Origin of the sequence: Bacillus sp. R45, assembly GCF_021729365.1 — a bacterium.
GTDB classification, from domain to species: domain Bacteria; phylum Bacillota; class Bacilli; order Bacillales; family Bacillaceae; genus Bacillus; species Bacillus velezensis.
On the sequence record NZ_CP091421.1, the window covers coordinates 1,885,103 to 1,898,903 of the forward strand.

Genomic DNA, 13,801 nt, shown 5'->3' on the forward strand with positions numbered 1-13,801 from the left:
TTATACCTCCGTATTGCAGGCGGATTGCAGGCCGGCTTTCATTTCTTCAACGGATTCGACTTCAAACCCTAAATCATGGAGCATTTGATGATCCTCTGTTTCATGCTGCCCTGCTGTCGTTAAGTAATCTCCGACGAAAATCGAATTTGCGGCGTAAAGTCCCAGCGGCTGCAGCGAACGAAGGTTGACTTCCCGGCCTCCTGAGATACGGATTTCTTTTGACGGATTGATAAAACGGAACAAGGCGAGCACTTTCAGGCAATACACCGGATGTAATTCGCTTACCCCTTCTAACGGAGTTCCGTCAATCGCATGCAGAAAATTAACCGGGATGCTGTCGGCATCAAGCGCTTTTAAGCTGTTCGCCATATCAATGACGTCCTGTTTCGTTTCTTTCATGCCGACGATGACACCCGAACAAGGCGACATCCCCGATTGTTTCGCCGTTTCCACTGTATTGACCCTGTCGTCATACGTGTGGGAAGTCGTAATGTTTGAGTGATTCCTTTGTGATGTATTGATGTTATGATTGTACCGGTCTACTCCTGCCTGTTTCAGGCGCTCTGCCTGTTCCGGCTTCAGCAGACCGAGGCATGCGCAGATTTTTAAACCGTACGTTTCTTTAATTTCTTTGACAGCATCAACAACTTGATCTACTTCTCTGTTTGACGGTCCCCGCCCGCTGGCGACGATGCAGTATGTCCCTATATTCAAGTCATGGGCGCGTTTTGCCCCCTTAAGCAATATATGCTTATCCACCATCCGATAAGACTCGATCGGCGCTTTTGATATTGAAGATTGTGAACAGTACCCGCAATTTTCCGGACACAGGCCTGATTTTGCATTCATAATCATATTCAGCTTTACTTTTTTTCCGTAAAATCGTTTTCTGATATGAAAAGCGGCATGCATCAGCAATAAAAGATCCTCATCAGGACAATTTAAAATGGCCAGCGCTTCTTGATTCGTTACTTCCGCCCCGTCCAGAACTCTCTCTGCAAGATCCATCCATTGATTCATGTTTATCTCCCCATTTGTGTCAGATTCATGAAAGAGGAAACATCTATATGTTTCTCAATCATGTGTTGAATGTTTTCCGGTGAAACGTGATCCAGCTTCGGTGTGATTCCCAAAATCGGAACTTTGCATAATGTTTCAATCATGCTCGGGTTTGTCTTCTCGTCCAGCCCCGGCCGGCTCTTTACGCCGTTGATCATAATACCGAGAACCTCTATTCCCATGTTTTTCGCATATTCAACGGTTAAATATGTGTGGTTGATGGTTCCGAGATCAGGCCTGGCGACAATCACTGCCGGTAATTCCAAGGCTTTTATCAAATCACTGACTAAGTAATTTTCACCAAGCGGAACGGAAATGCCGCCTGCCCCCTCGACGATGAAACACTCATGACGATTTTTGATCTTACTCCAGTGGGCCATGACTTCATCCATGCTCACGGATTTCCCCTCAAGCATGGCGGCCGTGTACGGCGCAAGCGGCTCTTTCCATTCAAATGGCGTGATTTCTTCATGAGACAGTGCGGTTTGTGACATGTTTTTCAACAGCGAGGTGTCACTTTCCGGATGAGTCCGCGGCACGCCGCTTAAAAACGGCTTAAACACTCCGATATCCGCCTGTTTCTGCCTGAATGCCGCGGCAAGTCCGCAAGAAACGATGGTTTTTCCGACGCCGGTATCTGTTCCTGTGACAAAAAAACTTCTCATTTGTTTATATTCAGCTCTTTTCTAATGAAATCAAATGCTTCTGTCAGCTCGTCTATGTCCTGTAAGCTGCGATCCGCCGTAACGGTCAGCCTGATTCTGCTTTCGCCTTCCGGAACGGCGGGCGGGCGGATGGCCGGGGCGCAGATTCCCTTTTTCTCAAGCAGCGCAGCGGCTGAAACCGCTGTTTTTGCATCACCGATGATAACGGGAATAATCGGTGTATCCCCGCCTCTTACGATAAAGCCCATATCGGCCAGACGCGTTTTTATCTTTTTGACAGAAGACTGCAGCTCACGGCGCGTATCGTGCATATCTGATATGAGGTCAAATGCCGTATGCGAAGCCGCACAAATTGACGGCGGGAGGGCCGTCTGAAAAATAAACGTCCGCGCCTGATTCAGCAAAAAATCAATAAAAATGTTGGATCCCGCGGCAAAACCGCCTTCCGTTCCTACAGCTTTGCTTAATGTGCCGATGACAACATCAGGACAAACACCGAAATAGTCACTGGTTCCTCCGCCGTTTTCCCCGAGTACACCGGTTGCATGCGCGTCATCTGCTATCACAAATGCCTGGTACTGCTTTGCAAGCGCCATTATTCGGTCAAGAGGCGCGATGGTGCCGTCCATGCTGAAAACGCCGTCTGTGACGATAAAGCGGCGGTTCCGAGTCTGGACGGAGGCAAGTTTTTTCTCAAGATCAGCCATATCAATATGGCGGTACACGATGGTTTCCGCTTTTGATAAACGGCAGCCGTCAACAATGCTCGCATGGTTCAGTTGATCGCTTAAAATGACATCGCCTTTTTGAGGCAGTGAGGCAAGCACGCCGATATTCGCCAAGTAACCGCTTGAAAATAATAAAGCCGCTTCCGTCTGTTTAAAGTCCGCGATTTTTTGCTCAAGTTTTTCGTGCCACACAGTATTTCCTGTCGTTAACCGTGAGCCGCCGCTTCCCGCTCCGAACCGGCTCAGCGCTGTTTGCGCGGCTGTGATCAGCCGTTCATCTTTTGACAGGCCTAAATAGTCATTGGACGCCCAGGTCTGCGGCTTTTGCCCCTTGGTTTTAAGAGCGGTTTCCTGTGTTCGCAGCGTCCGATACAGCCCGTCTCTTTTCACCGCATCGAGCCTTCCGAGGAGCCATCCGTCAAAATCCACGGCCGGTCACCTCGGCTATCGCTTCTTTCATAATGGAAATCATGGCTTGTAACTGGTCGGTTGTGCTGGCGAGCGGCGGAAGAAAGGCGATGACGTCACCGAGCGGCCGTGTCAGCATACCCAGCTCTCTCATTTTCAAGGACACCTTGTATCCCATCCGCTTTTCAGGTGGATAAGGCTGTTTTGTCCCCTTATCCTGCACAAGCTCTATGCCGCACATCAAACCGAGCTGGCGGACATCGCCGACATGAGGAAGCAGCTTCAGATCATGAAGAAATTTCGCAGCCGTTTTTGATTTTTCGGCGACTCGTTCAACGATGCGCTCTGATTCGAATAAACGCAGATTTTCAATTGCCGCGGCACAGCCAAGCTGATTTCCTGTATAGGAATGGCCGTGGAAAAATGTTTTCATTTTGTCGTAGTCATCGTAGAAGGCTTCATAAATGGCTTCTGTGGCAAACGTCACAGCGATCGGCAAATAGCCTCCCGTAATGCCTTTCCCTGCCGCCATCAAGTCCGGCTGGACGTTTTCATGCTCACAGGCAAACATTTTTCCGGTGCGGCCGAACCCCGTCGCCACTTCGTCAACGATCATTAACACATCATATGCCGTACACAGCTTTCGTACGCCTGCCAGAAAGCCTTCAGGCATGACGATCATCCCGGATGCGCCTTGCACCATCGATTCAATCGTAAGTGCGGCAATCTCTTCGTGGTGCTTTGCAAGCAGCTGTTCGAGCGCGTGAAGGCATTCATCCCGGCACTGTACGGGGTCACCGCTTTCAGATCTGTATACATAAGGAATCGGGGCTTTGTAGCTTTCAAACATCAGCGGGCCGTACACATGGTGGAAGAGTTCAATGGAGCCGACGCTGACGGCTCCGATTGTATCGCCGTGATAGCCGTTCTGCATCGAAATAAACGTCTGCTTCTTAGGTCTCCCTACGTTTTTCCAGTATTGAAAGGCCATTTTCAGAGCGATTTCCATTGCTTCCGCTCCGCTGTCGGAGTAAAAAACGCGCGTCAGCTTTTCCGGTGTGATGCCCGTCAGCATCTCGGCAAGTTCTGTTGCGGGAACGTTCGTCATACCCAGCAAAGTCGAATGAGCGATTTTTTCAAGCTGTTTTTGAATCGCTTCATCCATTTCTTTTTTGCGGTGGCCGTGTACATTGAGCCATACTGAAGAAAAGCCGTCATAATATTCTTTTCCGCTGATGTCTTTCAGCATGATCCCGTTTCCGCTTTCAATGATGAACGGATCTTCATCGTAATCTTTCATTTGTGTGAAAGGCAGCCAAAGATGCTGTTTGCTTTTTTCAATCATTGATTGTTTCATATGTTCTCCTCCCGCTGAATGAATACAGGCTGCTTCTCTAAAAAATGGATACAGCTCTCCGTATCTATGGAGCCATCAGTAAAGAAAACCCGGCATCCGCTTTCATCTCCGGCATTCTTCATCTTGGCAATCCGCTGATATCCCAGCTTCTTTGCAGCAACGTAACCTGTTATGTAATCAGGGTCATCTGACCAGCACAATTCGGCAATAATTCCCGGATGTGCGCAAACTTTTGCCGCGATGGCATGTGCTTCTTTTATTCGTGAATTTTCCGGCATGTTGTGAGTAAAAGCCCATTTTTGAAAATCAGGTGACGGCCAATCCACTCGGGATACCCGCACACCTCTATTCCCTCTGCAGTCAATGCGTTTTCCTGCCCGGATATCAAACAGGACCGCTCCTCTTGCTTCTGCATATTCCGAAATGTTTTCGTACGCTTTCTCGATCATGTGCGGAGGAATCCCCGCCTTTTGCAGAAGCTTGCGGGCGATTGCTTGTCCTTTTTCCGGCGTGTCTGTTTGATGGAGGGCAACCGGCAAAGGGCGGATCGTTTCGATCGGTTCATGAACGCTTTCAAGCTGAATCTGCATAAAATCAGGTATCCCTCTTGAGTGTGAGAAGCCTTTATGTAATAAGCCATCTACCGCTTCCTGTAAACCGCTGTAGGTGATGAGCCGTTCTCCGCCGGAAATGTGTTTTCCGCCCTGCTCATGGGGGGCGTTTCGGGAAGCTCTCATTCTGACGCTGTAATAGGTCTCTTCCCGCATGAAATTTCCCTCCTTTCTTTTATTTCGAAATTTAATGTTAACCAAAATAATAAAAGGTTAACACTAATACAGAATATTAGTGTCTTGCACGTAATATGTCAACCTAAACTATAAAACTGTTAACTTAATGGGTTTTACAAAGCCTCATTACGTTTTCATGTTTTGTTCATATTTTAGTAATTGTTTATTCAACACTGTCCGCTAAAGTAATCCATATCAACAAATAGGACAGCGATCCGCATCTTACTTATGAAGGGAGGTCAAAACCGGATGCCGTTATGCTGAAAGAAAAAGTAAAGACAGCAGGCCGTTTTTGCACCGTGGGCGCCGGCAATACGCTGATCGATTTTGGTGTCTTCTTTCTTCTCACCGCTTGCCTTGTCCCCTATCTGCCGGCGCAGATCTGCTCCTATTCGGCAGGGATCATCAACAGCTATGTGTGGAACCGGAAGTGGACGTTTCGTGTGAAACGCAAGACTGACGGGAAAGAGATCGTGCGCTTTCTCATCATTAATCTTGCAGCGTCGGGAATCACCTTTTTGCTGCTGTACGCGTTTCAAAAAGGCGGCTGTTCGCTTTTGGTGAGTAAGCTCGCCGCCACTATCGGCGGAATGATGATGAATTTTATCGGAAACCGAATCTGGGTATTTGGAGATTCGCTGAAAAACATACAGGATCAGGAGTGAAGATGAATGAGAAAAAAAGTGAGAAAAGCGGTCATCCCCGCAGCGGGTTTAGGAACGAGATTTCTGCCGGCGACAAAGGCGCAGCCGAAAGAAATGCTGCCGATCGTCGACAAACCGGCCATCCAGTACATTGTCGAAGAAGCAAGAGAGTCAGGAATTGAAGATATACTGATTATTACAGGGAGAAACAAACGCTCGATTGAAGATCATTTTGACCGGTCGGCGGAGTTGGAAATCAATCTTGAGGAAAAAGGCAAGTCAGAGACGCTGAAGGAAATGCAGCGGATTGCCGATTTGGCCAATATTCATTACATCCGTCAGAAAGAACCGCTCGGACTAGGCCATGCGGTGCTGTGTGCGGAGCATTTTATCGGAGATGAGCCTTTTGCCGTTCTATTAGGTGATGATATTATGGTATCTGACACTCCCGCTCTTTCACAGCTCATAGACGTCTATAACCAACACGGCACAGAAACGATCGGCGTACAGCCCGTCGATCCTGCTGATGTCAGCAAATATGGTATTATACAGACGGGGCGGCAGAGCGGTCATGTGTACCGGGTTGAGGATCTGATTGAGAAACCGGCCGTTGAAAAGGCGCCCTCTCATATTGCCGTGTTGGGCCGTTACATATTAACCCCTGCCATTTTTAAAGCGCTGAAGACGATCGGAAGAGGCGCGGGCAGCGAAATCCAATTGACAGACGCGCTGCGCGAAGTATGCCGCACCCGAAGCATTTACGCGCGGGAGCTTGAAGGAAGCCGGTTTGATATAGGAGATAAGTTCGGCTGTTTTAAGGCCGGCACGGAGATCGGGCTTCTGCGGGAAGAAATGAGACCGAAACTTTTAGCTTATTTAGAAGAGGTGTTAAAAAGAGAATCTGAAGAAATCGTGCGTTAAAAAATAATTTGTAACCATTTTGCTTGTCAATCAGTCATATAATTGGGTAAAAAGATAAAGAGGTTGTGAACAGTGTGGGCAATTTTATTAGTGAAATATTATCCTGGCTGACAAGTATGGGCTATTTAGGGATTGCGCTCGGATTAATGATCGAAATCATTCCGAGTGAAATCGTTCTGGCTTACGGAGGCTATATGGTGTCAGAAGGCACGATCAGCTTTATCGGCGCCATTGTCGCCGGTGTGATCGGGGGAACGATCGCGCAGTGCTTTATATACTGGATCGCCCGTTATGGGGGACGGCCGTTTTTGGACAAGTACGGCAAGTACTTACTTCTGAAAAAGCATCATGTTGATGTTGCGGAAAACTGGTTTCGCCGTTACGGCGCCGGCGTTGTGTTCTCGGCGCGGTTTATCCCGGTCGTCAGACATGCGATTTCCATCCCGGCCGGCCTTGCGAAAATGCCTCTTTCCAAGTTTGTCATATTGACGACGCTTGCCATTATTCCGTGGTCTGTCATTTTCGTTTATCTCGGGTATCAGCTCGGGGGACAGTGGAAAGACGTAGACAGCTATGCCGGAATGTATACAACTCCGATCATTATATTGGCTCTCGTATTTATTGTTGTTTATTTTGTTGTGAAGAAAATGAGATCAAGACTGTGAAAAAAGACTGCATAAGAACGGCTGCGAGCCGGATCTATGCAGTCTTTTTTTATTTATACCGGGTATACGGGGTGTTTCCGGTGTGTGAATGTCAGTTGTTTGGACATGTAAGCAGTGAGGCGTTTATTGAGTTCTTCCCGCAAGGAATCAGCAGGAACAATGCCGTCAATCACCATTTCAGAGGCAAGCCGGTAAAGGTTAATGTCTTCCTTATATTCATCACGCTTTTCTTGAATAAAAGCCGGCCTTTCTTCAGGAGCCAGCTCGCTGATTTTGTTTGCGTAGACCGCATTCACCGCTGCTTCAGGACCCATTACGGCAATTTGCGCAGTCGGAAGCGCTAAACAGCAGTCCGGTTCAAAAGCAGGCCCCGCCATCGCGTATAATCCGGCACCGTAGGCTTTTCTGACGATAACGGAAAGCTTCGGAACAGTCGCTTCCGCCATTGCGGAGATCATTTTTGCGCCATGCCTGATGATGCCCGCCTGCTCCACCTTCGTTCCGATCATGAATCCGGGAATGTCTGCTAAAAACAGAAGCGGAATATGGAATGCGTCGCACAAAGCGATAAATTTTGCGGCTTTATCCGCCGAATCGAGAAATAAAACTCCGCCTTTGACACGCGGCTGATTGGCGATAATGCCGACCGGCTGTCCGTGAATCCGCGCGAGCCCCGTTATTAATTCCTGCGCAAATAACGGTTTAATCTCAAAAAACGAGTCTTCATCAATGACACGTTCAATTAAATCCATCATGTTGAACGGTGCGTTTTGATGTGCCGGGATGACATCTGAGAGCGGTTTTTCAAAAGCTTTCGGGTTCTTAGATTTGTTGACGGGCGCTTTTTCAGTATAATTTGCCGGAAAGTAGCTGAGATATGTCTGCGCCATCATGATTGCTTCCTGTTCCGTCGGGGCGAGGAGATCACCGCAGCCTGATACAGAACAATGCATACGGGCGCCGCCCATTTCTTCAAGCGATACTTTCTCGCCGATCACCATTTCTGCCATGCGCGGGGAACCTAAGTACATGGATGCATTGCCTTCGACCATAATGACAATGTCGCAAAAGGCCGGAATGTAAGCGCCGCCCGCAGCGGAAGGACCGAACAATAAACAGATTTGCGGAATGCGGCCCGACAGCTTTACTTGATTATAAAAGATGCGGCCGGCTCCCCTTCTGCCCGGGAACATGTCGACCTGATCCGTAATTCTCGCACCTGCGGAATCGACTAAGTACAAGAGCGGACACTGAAGCTTCTCCGCCGTCTCCTGAATGCGGATGATTTTTTCCACCGTTTTCGCGCCCCACGAGCCCGCCTTTACGGTTGAGTCGTTTGCCATCACACAAACGGTTCTGCCGCCGATGGTTCCGATCCCGGTAACGACCCCGTCAGCCGGCAGTCCGTCTGACATGCACTCGGCGAAAAAAGCGTCTTCAACGGATATGCCGTCATCGAATAAAAGCTTCAGCCTGTCTCTTACAAAAAGTTTTCCCTTCTTTTCGTTGCTTGCATGATATTTCGCGGCTCCTCCCTTTTTAATCGTTTTGCTGCGTGTCTGCCGTTCTTTTTCGTAATCCATCCGAGTCCCTCCATGTTTTATTTTCCTTTGTATTCAGGGGGTCTTTTTTCTTTAAAAGCGCGCAGGCCCTCTTCTCTGTCAAGTGTAGGGATGACTTGTTCATATGCTTTTCGTTCGATTTCGAGCCCTGTATTGAGATCTGTCTCCAGACCCTTGTTTATCGCGGATTTTGCTTGTCTGACGGCGATCGGCCCATTAGCGGCGATGCGGCCGGCCAGTGCTTTTGCTTTTTCCATAAGTTCATCGGCTTCACAAACATGCTCGATCAGCTTCATGTCTTTTCCCTCTTCGGCAGAAAGCCTTCGGCCGGTATAGATCAATTCTTTTGCCGCGCCGGGGCCGATAAGCCGGGGCAGTCTCTGCGTTCCGCCCGCCCCGGGAATGATTGCAAGCCCTGTTTCAGGAAGGCCGAGGCCCGCCCGGCTGACGGCTGTTCTGATATCGCAGGCGAGAGCGAGTTCAAGGCCTCCTCCGACAGCGGTTCCGTTCAGCGCTGCAATGACCGGCTGCGGGAGAGCTTCAATGGATGCAGCCGTTTCACCGATACGCCTGACGCTTTGCTTAACTTGTTCATGATTCATCCCAGCTCTTTCTTTTAAATCAGCGCCGGCGCAAAATGTGCTTCCGGAGCCGGTGAGAATGACACAGCGAATGGATGGCGAGTTTTTGATGTCTTCAATCACACGCTGTAAATGATCAATCATTTCTGAAGACAGCGAGTTGGCCGCATGCGGGCGGTTCAGCGTGACCAGACCGATCGTTTCTTGACAGACGGAATACAAGACGCAATCTCCCATGGCTTCTCCTTTCTCATTTCGTTCTGAATGCCTGCAGATTTCTGCTTGGCAGATCTTTGCCTATTTTATCCGCGATCCAGCGGGCGGCATCAAGAAGTTTATTCATGTCCGTCCCGGTATCAATCCCCATTTGTTCGAGCATATAAATGACGTCTTCTGTGGCGGCGTTTCCTGCTGATCCCGGAGCATACGGACAGCCGCCAAGCCCGCCTGAGGAAGTATCGAAGGATGTAATCCCCATATCAAGAGCGGGAATGATATTCGCTAGAGCCGTTCCTCTTGTATCATGGAAATGGAGTGCGATTTTTGAGGCGGGAATTCTCGGCAAAAGGGCTTCAAGCACGGCTATGACCTGCAAGGGGTTTGCCGCGCCGATCGTGTCGCCGAGCGATATTTCATCAACACCCATTTCGAGCAGTGTGTCTGACAGGCGGATGACTTGTTCGACCGGCACGTTCTGTTCGTACGGACAGCCGAACACAGTGGACAGATAAGCTCTCGTCGCCATTTTTTCAGCTTTTGCTTCAGTAATAACCCGCCTGAGCTCTTGAACGGTCCGGTCAATCGGTTTGTTTACGTTTTTTTGGTTATGGGTTTCGCTTGCAGATAAAAATACACAGGCCTGATCGATTCCGCCTTCTGCCGCATGCTCCAGTCCGATGAGGTTCGGAACGAGCGCCGCGTAGACCGTATGTTCAGACCTGGCAATGCCTTTTGCGACGTCCAGGCTGTCACGAAGAGCCGGAATCCATCTCGGATGCACGAATGATGTCACTTCGATATAGGGAAGGCCTGTTTTTGACAGCATATTGATCCACTCAATCTTATTTTCTGTATCCACCCACGCCGATTCATTCTGCAAGCCGTCACGCGGTCCTACTTCATTGATGCGGACATATTCCGGACAGTTCATGCTGCACCTCCCGTTTTATTGAAGTTCAATCAGGACCTCTCCTTCATCAGTGAAATCACCTTCTGATTTTTTCACTTCTTTCACCGTACCCGCTGTATCAGCGATAATCGGAATTTCCATTTTCATAGATTCCAAGATGGCCACTTCCTGTCCTTCTTCAATGACATCACCGGGCTTCACATGAATTTTCCACAGGTTTCCCGCCATCTGAATTTTTATGACGCTCATTTTGACGCCCCCTCGTTCATTGTTTGTAAAAAACCGGTTGTTGCCTCACCCTTTTCAAACACTTCTGAATGTGCAATTTTTGTAAGCAGCGGAATGTTGGTTTTAATCCCTTCTATATGATATTCGCCAAGGGCGGTTTTCAGTTGTTCAATGGCTTGTTTTCTCGTATTCGCCGTGACGATCATTTTGGCAATCATCGGATCGTAAAACGGAGAAATGACGCTTCCCTTTTCGACGGCGCATTCGTGTCGCACTGACGGGTGTCTTAAAACGGAAAAAGACGAGATGGTACCGGGTGACGGGTAAAAGGTGACCGGATCTTCCGCATAGATCCGCACTTCTATCGCATGACCGCGGTGGTTGATATCTTTCTGCGAGAAAGTCAGCGCCTGCCCGGCGGCAATTTTCAGCTGTTCTTCCACAAGATCCAGTCCTGTAATTTCTTCTGTCACCGGATGCTCCACTTGCAGTCTTGTGTTCATCTCTAAAAAATAGATATGTTTCTTTTGGTCGACGAGAAATTCTATTGTGCCTGCATTTTGGTAGCCGATCGATTCAGCGGCTTTAACGGCGGTTTCACCGAGTCTTTGTCTTAATTCATCGTCAACAAACGGCGACGGCGCTTCTTCTATCACTTTTTGGTGGCGCCTTTGTACTGAACAGTCACGTTCAAACAGATGAACGGTGTTGCCGAAAGAATCTGCGAGAATCTGAATTTCAATATGACGGGCATTTTCAATGACCTTTTCCATATACATTGCGCCGTCTCCAAAAAAGGACGCGGCCCGCTTTTGATTGCCTTCGAACGCTTTGGCCAGCTCTTCTTCTGAATGTACGATCTGCATGCCGATTCCGCCTCCCCCTGCAGACGCTTTCAGCATGACCGGAAAGCCGATGGCACGGGCTTCGGCTAAGGCGGAGTGAACATCGGGCAATGGCTCTGAAACACCGGGAACGATCGGGACCTTTGCTTTTTGCATCGTTTTTCGGGCTTCTATCTTGCTGCCCATCTTGGCGATGATATCACCGGGCGGGCCGATAAATGTGATTTGTTCCTTCCGGCAGCGTTCGGCGAACAGGCTGTTTTCTGACAGCAGCCCGTAGCCCGGATGAATGGCGTCCGCTCCGGCGGATTTGGCGGCTTCTATGATTCTGTCGATATGTAAATAGCTTTCATTTACTCTCGATTTACCGATCGGATAGGCCTCATCAGCCGCTTTTACATGCAGCGCGTCCCTGTCGGCTTCTGAATACACAGCTGCCGAGGGGATGCCGAGACGTTTGCAGGTGCGGATAATTCTTAAGGCGATTTCTCCTCTGTTGGCAATCAGGACTTTTTTAAACAAATGTGAAGCACTCCTTTTTCATTAAGTTAACTTGAGCTCTTCAATCGTTTTTTCCCGCAGCTTGAATTTCTGAATTTTTCCTGAGGCTGTCATTGGATATTCATCTGTAAACAAAACATACCTGGGGACTTTATAGCGAGCGATATGTTCTTTGCAAAAGGTTCTGATGTCTTCTGCGGAAGCGGTTTGTCCGTCTTTGAGCCTGACCCACGCCGCGGCCTCTTCTCCGTATTTCGGATCAGGCACGCCGACGACCTGAACGTCTGCCACTGCGGGATGCCGATATAACATTTCCTCAATCTCGCGCGGATAGATATTTTCGCCGCCCCTGATCAGCATGTCTTTCAGACGGCCCGTGATTTTGCAGTACCCGTCCTCGTCCATGACAGCCAAATCACCGGTATGCAGCCAGCCGTCCTTGTCTATCGCTTCTTCGGTCGCTTCTTGATTTTTATAGTAACCTTTCATGACATGATATCCGCGGGTGCAGAGCTCTCCTTGTTCGCCCCGGGCGGCTTCTTGGGATGTTCCGGGCCGAACGATTCTGACTTCGATATGGGGAAGCGCGCGCCCCGCTGTTTCCACTCTTCTTTCAAATGAATCATCCGTTCTTGTCTGCGTAATGACAGGTGATGCTTCGGTCTGTCCGTAGGCAATGGTAATGCCGGTCATCCCCATTTTGCCGATCACTTCTCTCATGACTTCCGCCGGGCATGGCGAGCCTGCCATAATCCCGGTTCGGACGTGGGAAAGATCATATTCAGAAAAACGGCTGTCATTTAGGAGGGCGATAAACATCGTCGGTACACCGTGCAGAGCCGTGCAGGCTTCTTGTTCCACCGTTTTCAGAACGGCCGGCGGAGAAAACTGTTCGATCGGAATCATCGCCGCACCCGCGGAAACACACGCCAGCACGCCGAGCACACACCCGAAGCAGTGGAAAAACGGCACGGGAATACATAAACGGTCACTTGAAGTAAGCTTCATGCATTCTGCGATATTGGCCGCATTATTTACGATATTAAAATGTGAGAGCATGACGCCTTTCGGAAATCCGGTCGTACCTGATGTATATTGCATATGAATGCAATCATCCTTTTTCAGGCTGTCCATCCTTCCGTCAAGCGCTGCATCCGTTACAGCTTCGCCTTCCTTCAGCAAAGAATCCCAGCGGTGCATCCCGGGCGGGCTTTTATCACCGATATATAACACCGTCCGTAAAAAGGGGTAACGTTTCGAACGCAGCCTGCCGTACTCACAAGTTTTCAGCTCCGGAATCAGCTTATTCACCATCTCAACATAAGATGTCTGCCGGTAGGAATCCATGATTATCAGGGCCGAGACGTCTGAATGCGCCAGCAGGTAATCGAGTTCTGCGATTTGAAAATTTGTATTAATGGTGACCAGAACAGCGCCGATTTTCGCCGTTGCAAATTGCGCCGCGAGCCATTCCGGTATGTTGGATGCCCATATGGCCACATGATCTCCTTTTTTAACTCCCAGCTTCATCAGCCCTTTTGCGGTTTGCCGGCATAACCGGTCAAACTCGGCATACGTATAACGAAGGCCGCGCTCAGGGTAAACAACCGCTTCGTGATCCGGAAAAAGCTCCGCGGTCCGCTCAAGCAGCTTTCCGACTGTTAAATGGATAAGTTCAGCCATATGACCTGCCCCCTTCCATCCCTGTCTTAGTAAACGT

Annotated in this window: 14 protein-coding genes; 3 read left to right on the top strand and 11 right to left on the bottom strand. The window is 49.1% G+C overall.

Going from position 1 to position 13,801, the window contains the following annotated elements:
- Genes bioB through L3V45_RS09070 form a run of 5 tightly spaced genes read right to left on the bottom strand, consistent with a single transcriptional unit; the run spans position 1 to position 4,984 of the window.
- Positions 1–1,020 carry a biotin synthase BioB gene (gene bioB / locus L3V45_RS09050; RefSeq protein WP_003153914.1) on the bottom strand — a complete coding sequence of 340 codons (1,020 nt, stop codon included), beginning with the start codon at positions 1,018–1,020 and terminating at the stop codon, positions 1–3.
- Positions 1,021–1,022: 2 nt separating this feature from the next.
- Positions 1,023–1,724 (bottom strand): dethiobiotin synthase, encoded by a 702-nt coding sequence (gene bioD, locus L3V45_RS09055; protein ID WP_024085380.1) that lies wholly within the window; start codon positions 1,722–1,724, stop codon positions 1,023–1,025.
- A complete protein-coding gene (bioF, locus tag L3V45_RS09060; protein ID WP_236837361.1) occupies positions 1,721–2,881 on the bottom strand; it encodes an 8-amino-7-oxononanoate synthase in 1,161 nt (386 codons plus the stop codon). Before bioF ends, bioD begins: the two co-directional genes overlap by 4 nt.
- Positions 2,871–4,217, bottom strand: a complete 1,347-nt coding sequence (gene bioA / locus L3V45_RS09065; protein ID WP_024085382.1) for an adenosylmethionine--8-amino-7-oxononanoate transaminase — start codon at positions 4,215–4,217, stop codon at positions 2,871–2,873. The genes bioF and bioA overlap by 11 nt, the downstream gene beginning before the upstream one ends.
- Positions 4,214–4,984 carry a 6-carboxyhexanoate--CoA ligase gene (locus L3V45_RS09070; RefSeq protein WP_060657270.1) on the bottom strand — a complete coding sequence of 257 codons (771 nt, stop codon included), beginning with the start codon at positions 4,982–4,984 and terminating at the stop codon, positions 4,214–4,216. The genes bioA and L3V45_RS09070 overlap by 4 nt, the downstream gene beginning before the upstream one ends.
- A gap of 278 nt (positions 4,985–5,262) precedes the next feature.
- On the opposite strand from L3V45_RS09070, the gene L3V45_RS09075 reads away from it, so the two are divergent.
- The 3 genes from L3V45_RS09075 to L3V45_RS09085 all read left to right on the top strand — a co-directional run bounded on the left by L3V45_RS09075 (position 5,263) and on the right by L3V45_RS09085 (position 7,235).
- Entirely contained in the window at positions 5,263–5,670 is a 408-nt protein-coding gene (locus L3V45_RS09075; RefSeq protein WP_014305106.1) for a GtrA family protein, read from the top strand.
- Between the two features lie 6 nt (positions 5,671–5,676).
- The gene (gene galU / locus L3V45_RS09080) at positions 5,677–6,570 is read left to right on the top strand and encodes a UTP--glucose-1-phosphate uridylyltransferase GalU (protein WP_043867178.1); all 894 of its coding nucleotides are present in this window, start codon (positions 5,677–5,679) and stop codon (positions 6,568–6,570) included.
- A gap of 74 nt (positions 6,571–6,644) precedes the next feature.
- The gene (locus tag L3V45_RS09085; protein ID WP_007410125.1) at positions 6,645–7,235 is read left to right on the top strand and encodes an undecaprenyl phosphate transporter UptA; all 591 of its coding nucleotides are present in this window, start codon (positions 6,645–6,647) and stop codon (positions 7,233–7,235) included.
- Between the two features lie 53 nt (positions 7,236–7,288).
- On the opposite strand, the gene L3V45_RS09090 is transcribed toward L3V45_RS09085, so the two are convergent.
- From L3V45_RS09090 to L3V45_RS09115, 6 genes are read right to left on the bottom strand one after another with little or no spacing between them, the layout of a single operon-like run.
- A complete protein-coding gene (locus L3V45_RS09090; protein WP_024085385.1) occupies positions 7,289–8,818 on the bottom strand; it encodes an acyl-CoA carboxylase subunit beta in 1,530 nt (509 codons plus the stop codon).
- A 17-nt stretch (positions 8,819–8,835) separates the two neighbouring features.
- On the bottom strand, positions 8,836–9,615 hold the full coding sequence (locus L3V45_RS09095) for an enoyl-CoA hydratase (protein WP_044053257.1): 780 nt from the start codon (positions 9,613–9,615) through the stop codon (positions 8,836–8,838).
- Positions 9,616–9,628: 13 nt separating this feature from the next.
- The gene (locus tag L3V45_RS09100; protein WP_069473442.1) at positions 9,629–10,528 is read right to left on the bottom strand and encodes a hydroxymethylglutaryl-CoA lyase; all 900 of its coding nucleotides are present in this window, start codon (positions 10,526–10,528) and stop codon (positions 9,629–9,631) included.
- Positions 10,529–10,543: 15 nt separating this feature from the next.
- Positions 10,544–10,756, bottom strand: coding sequence for an acetyl-CoA carboxylase biotin carboxyl carrier protein subunit (locus L3V45_RS09105; protein ID WP_236837362.1), 213 nt, complete (start codon positions 10,754–10,756; stop codon positions 10,544–10,546).
- Positions 10,753–12,102, bottom strand: a complete 1,350-nt coding sequence (locus tag L3V45_RS09110) for an acetyl-CoA carboxylase biotin carboxylase subunit (RefSeq protein ID WP_236837363.1) — start codon at positions 12,100–12,102, stop codon at positions 10,753–10,755. Before L3V45_RS09110 ends, L3V45_RS09105 begins: the two co-directional genes overlap by 4 nt.
- A gap of 21 nt (positions 12,103–12,123) precedes the next feature.
- The gene (locus tag L3V45_RS09115) at positions 12,124–13,764 is read right to left on the bottom strand and encodes an AMP-binding protein (RefSeq protein ID WP_236837364.1); all 1,641 of its coding nucleotides are present in this window, start codon (positions 13,762–13,764) and stop codon (positions 12,124–12,126) included.
- Positions 13,765–13,801 lie beyond the last annotated feature (37 nt).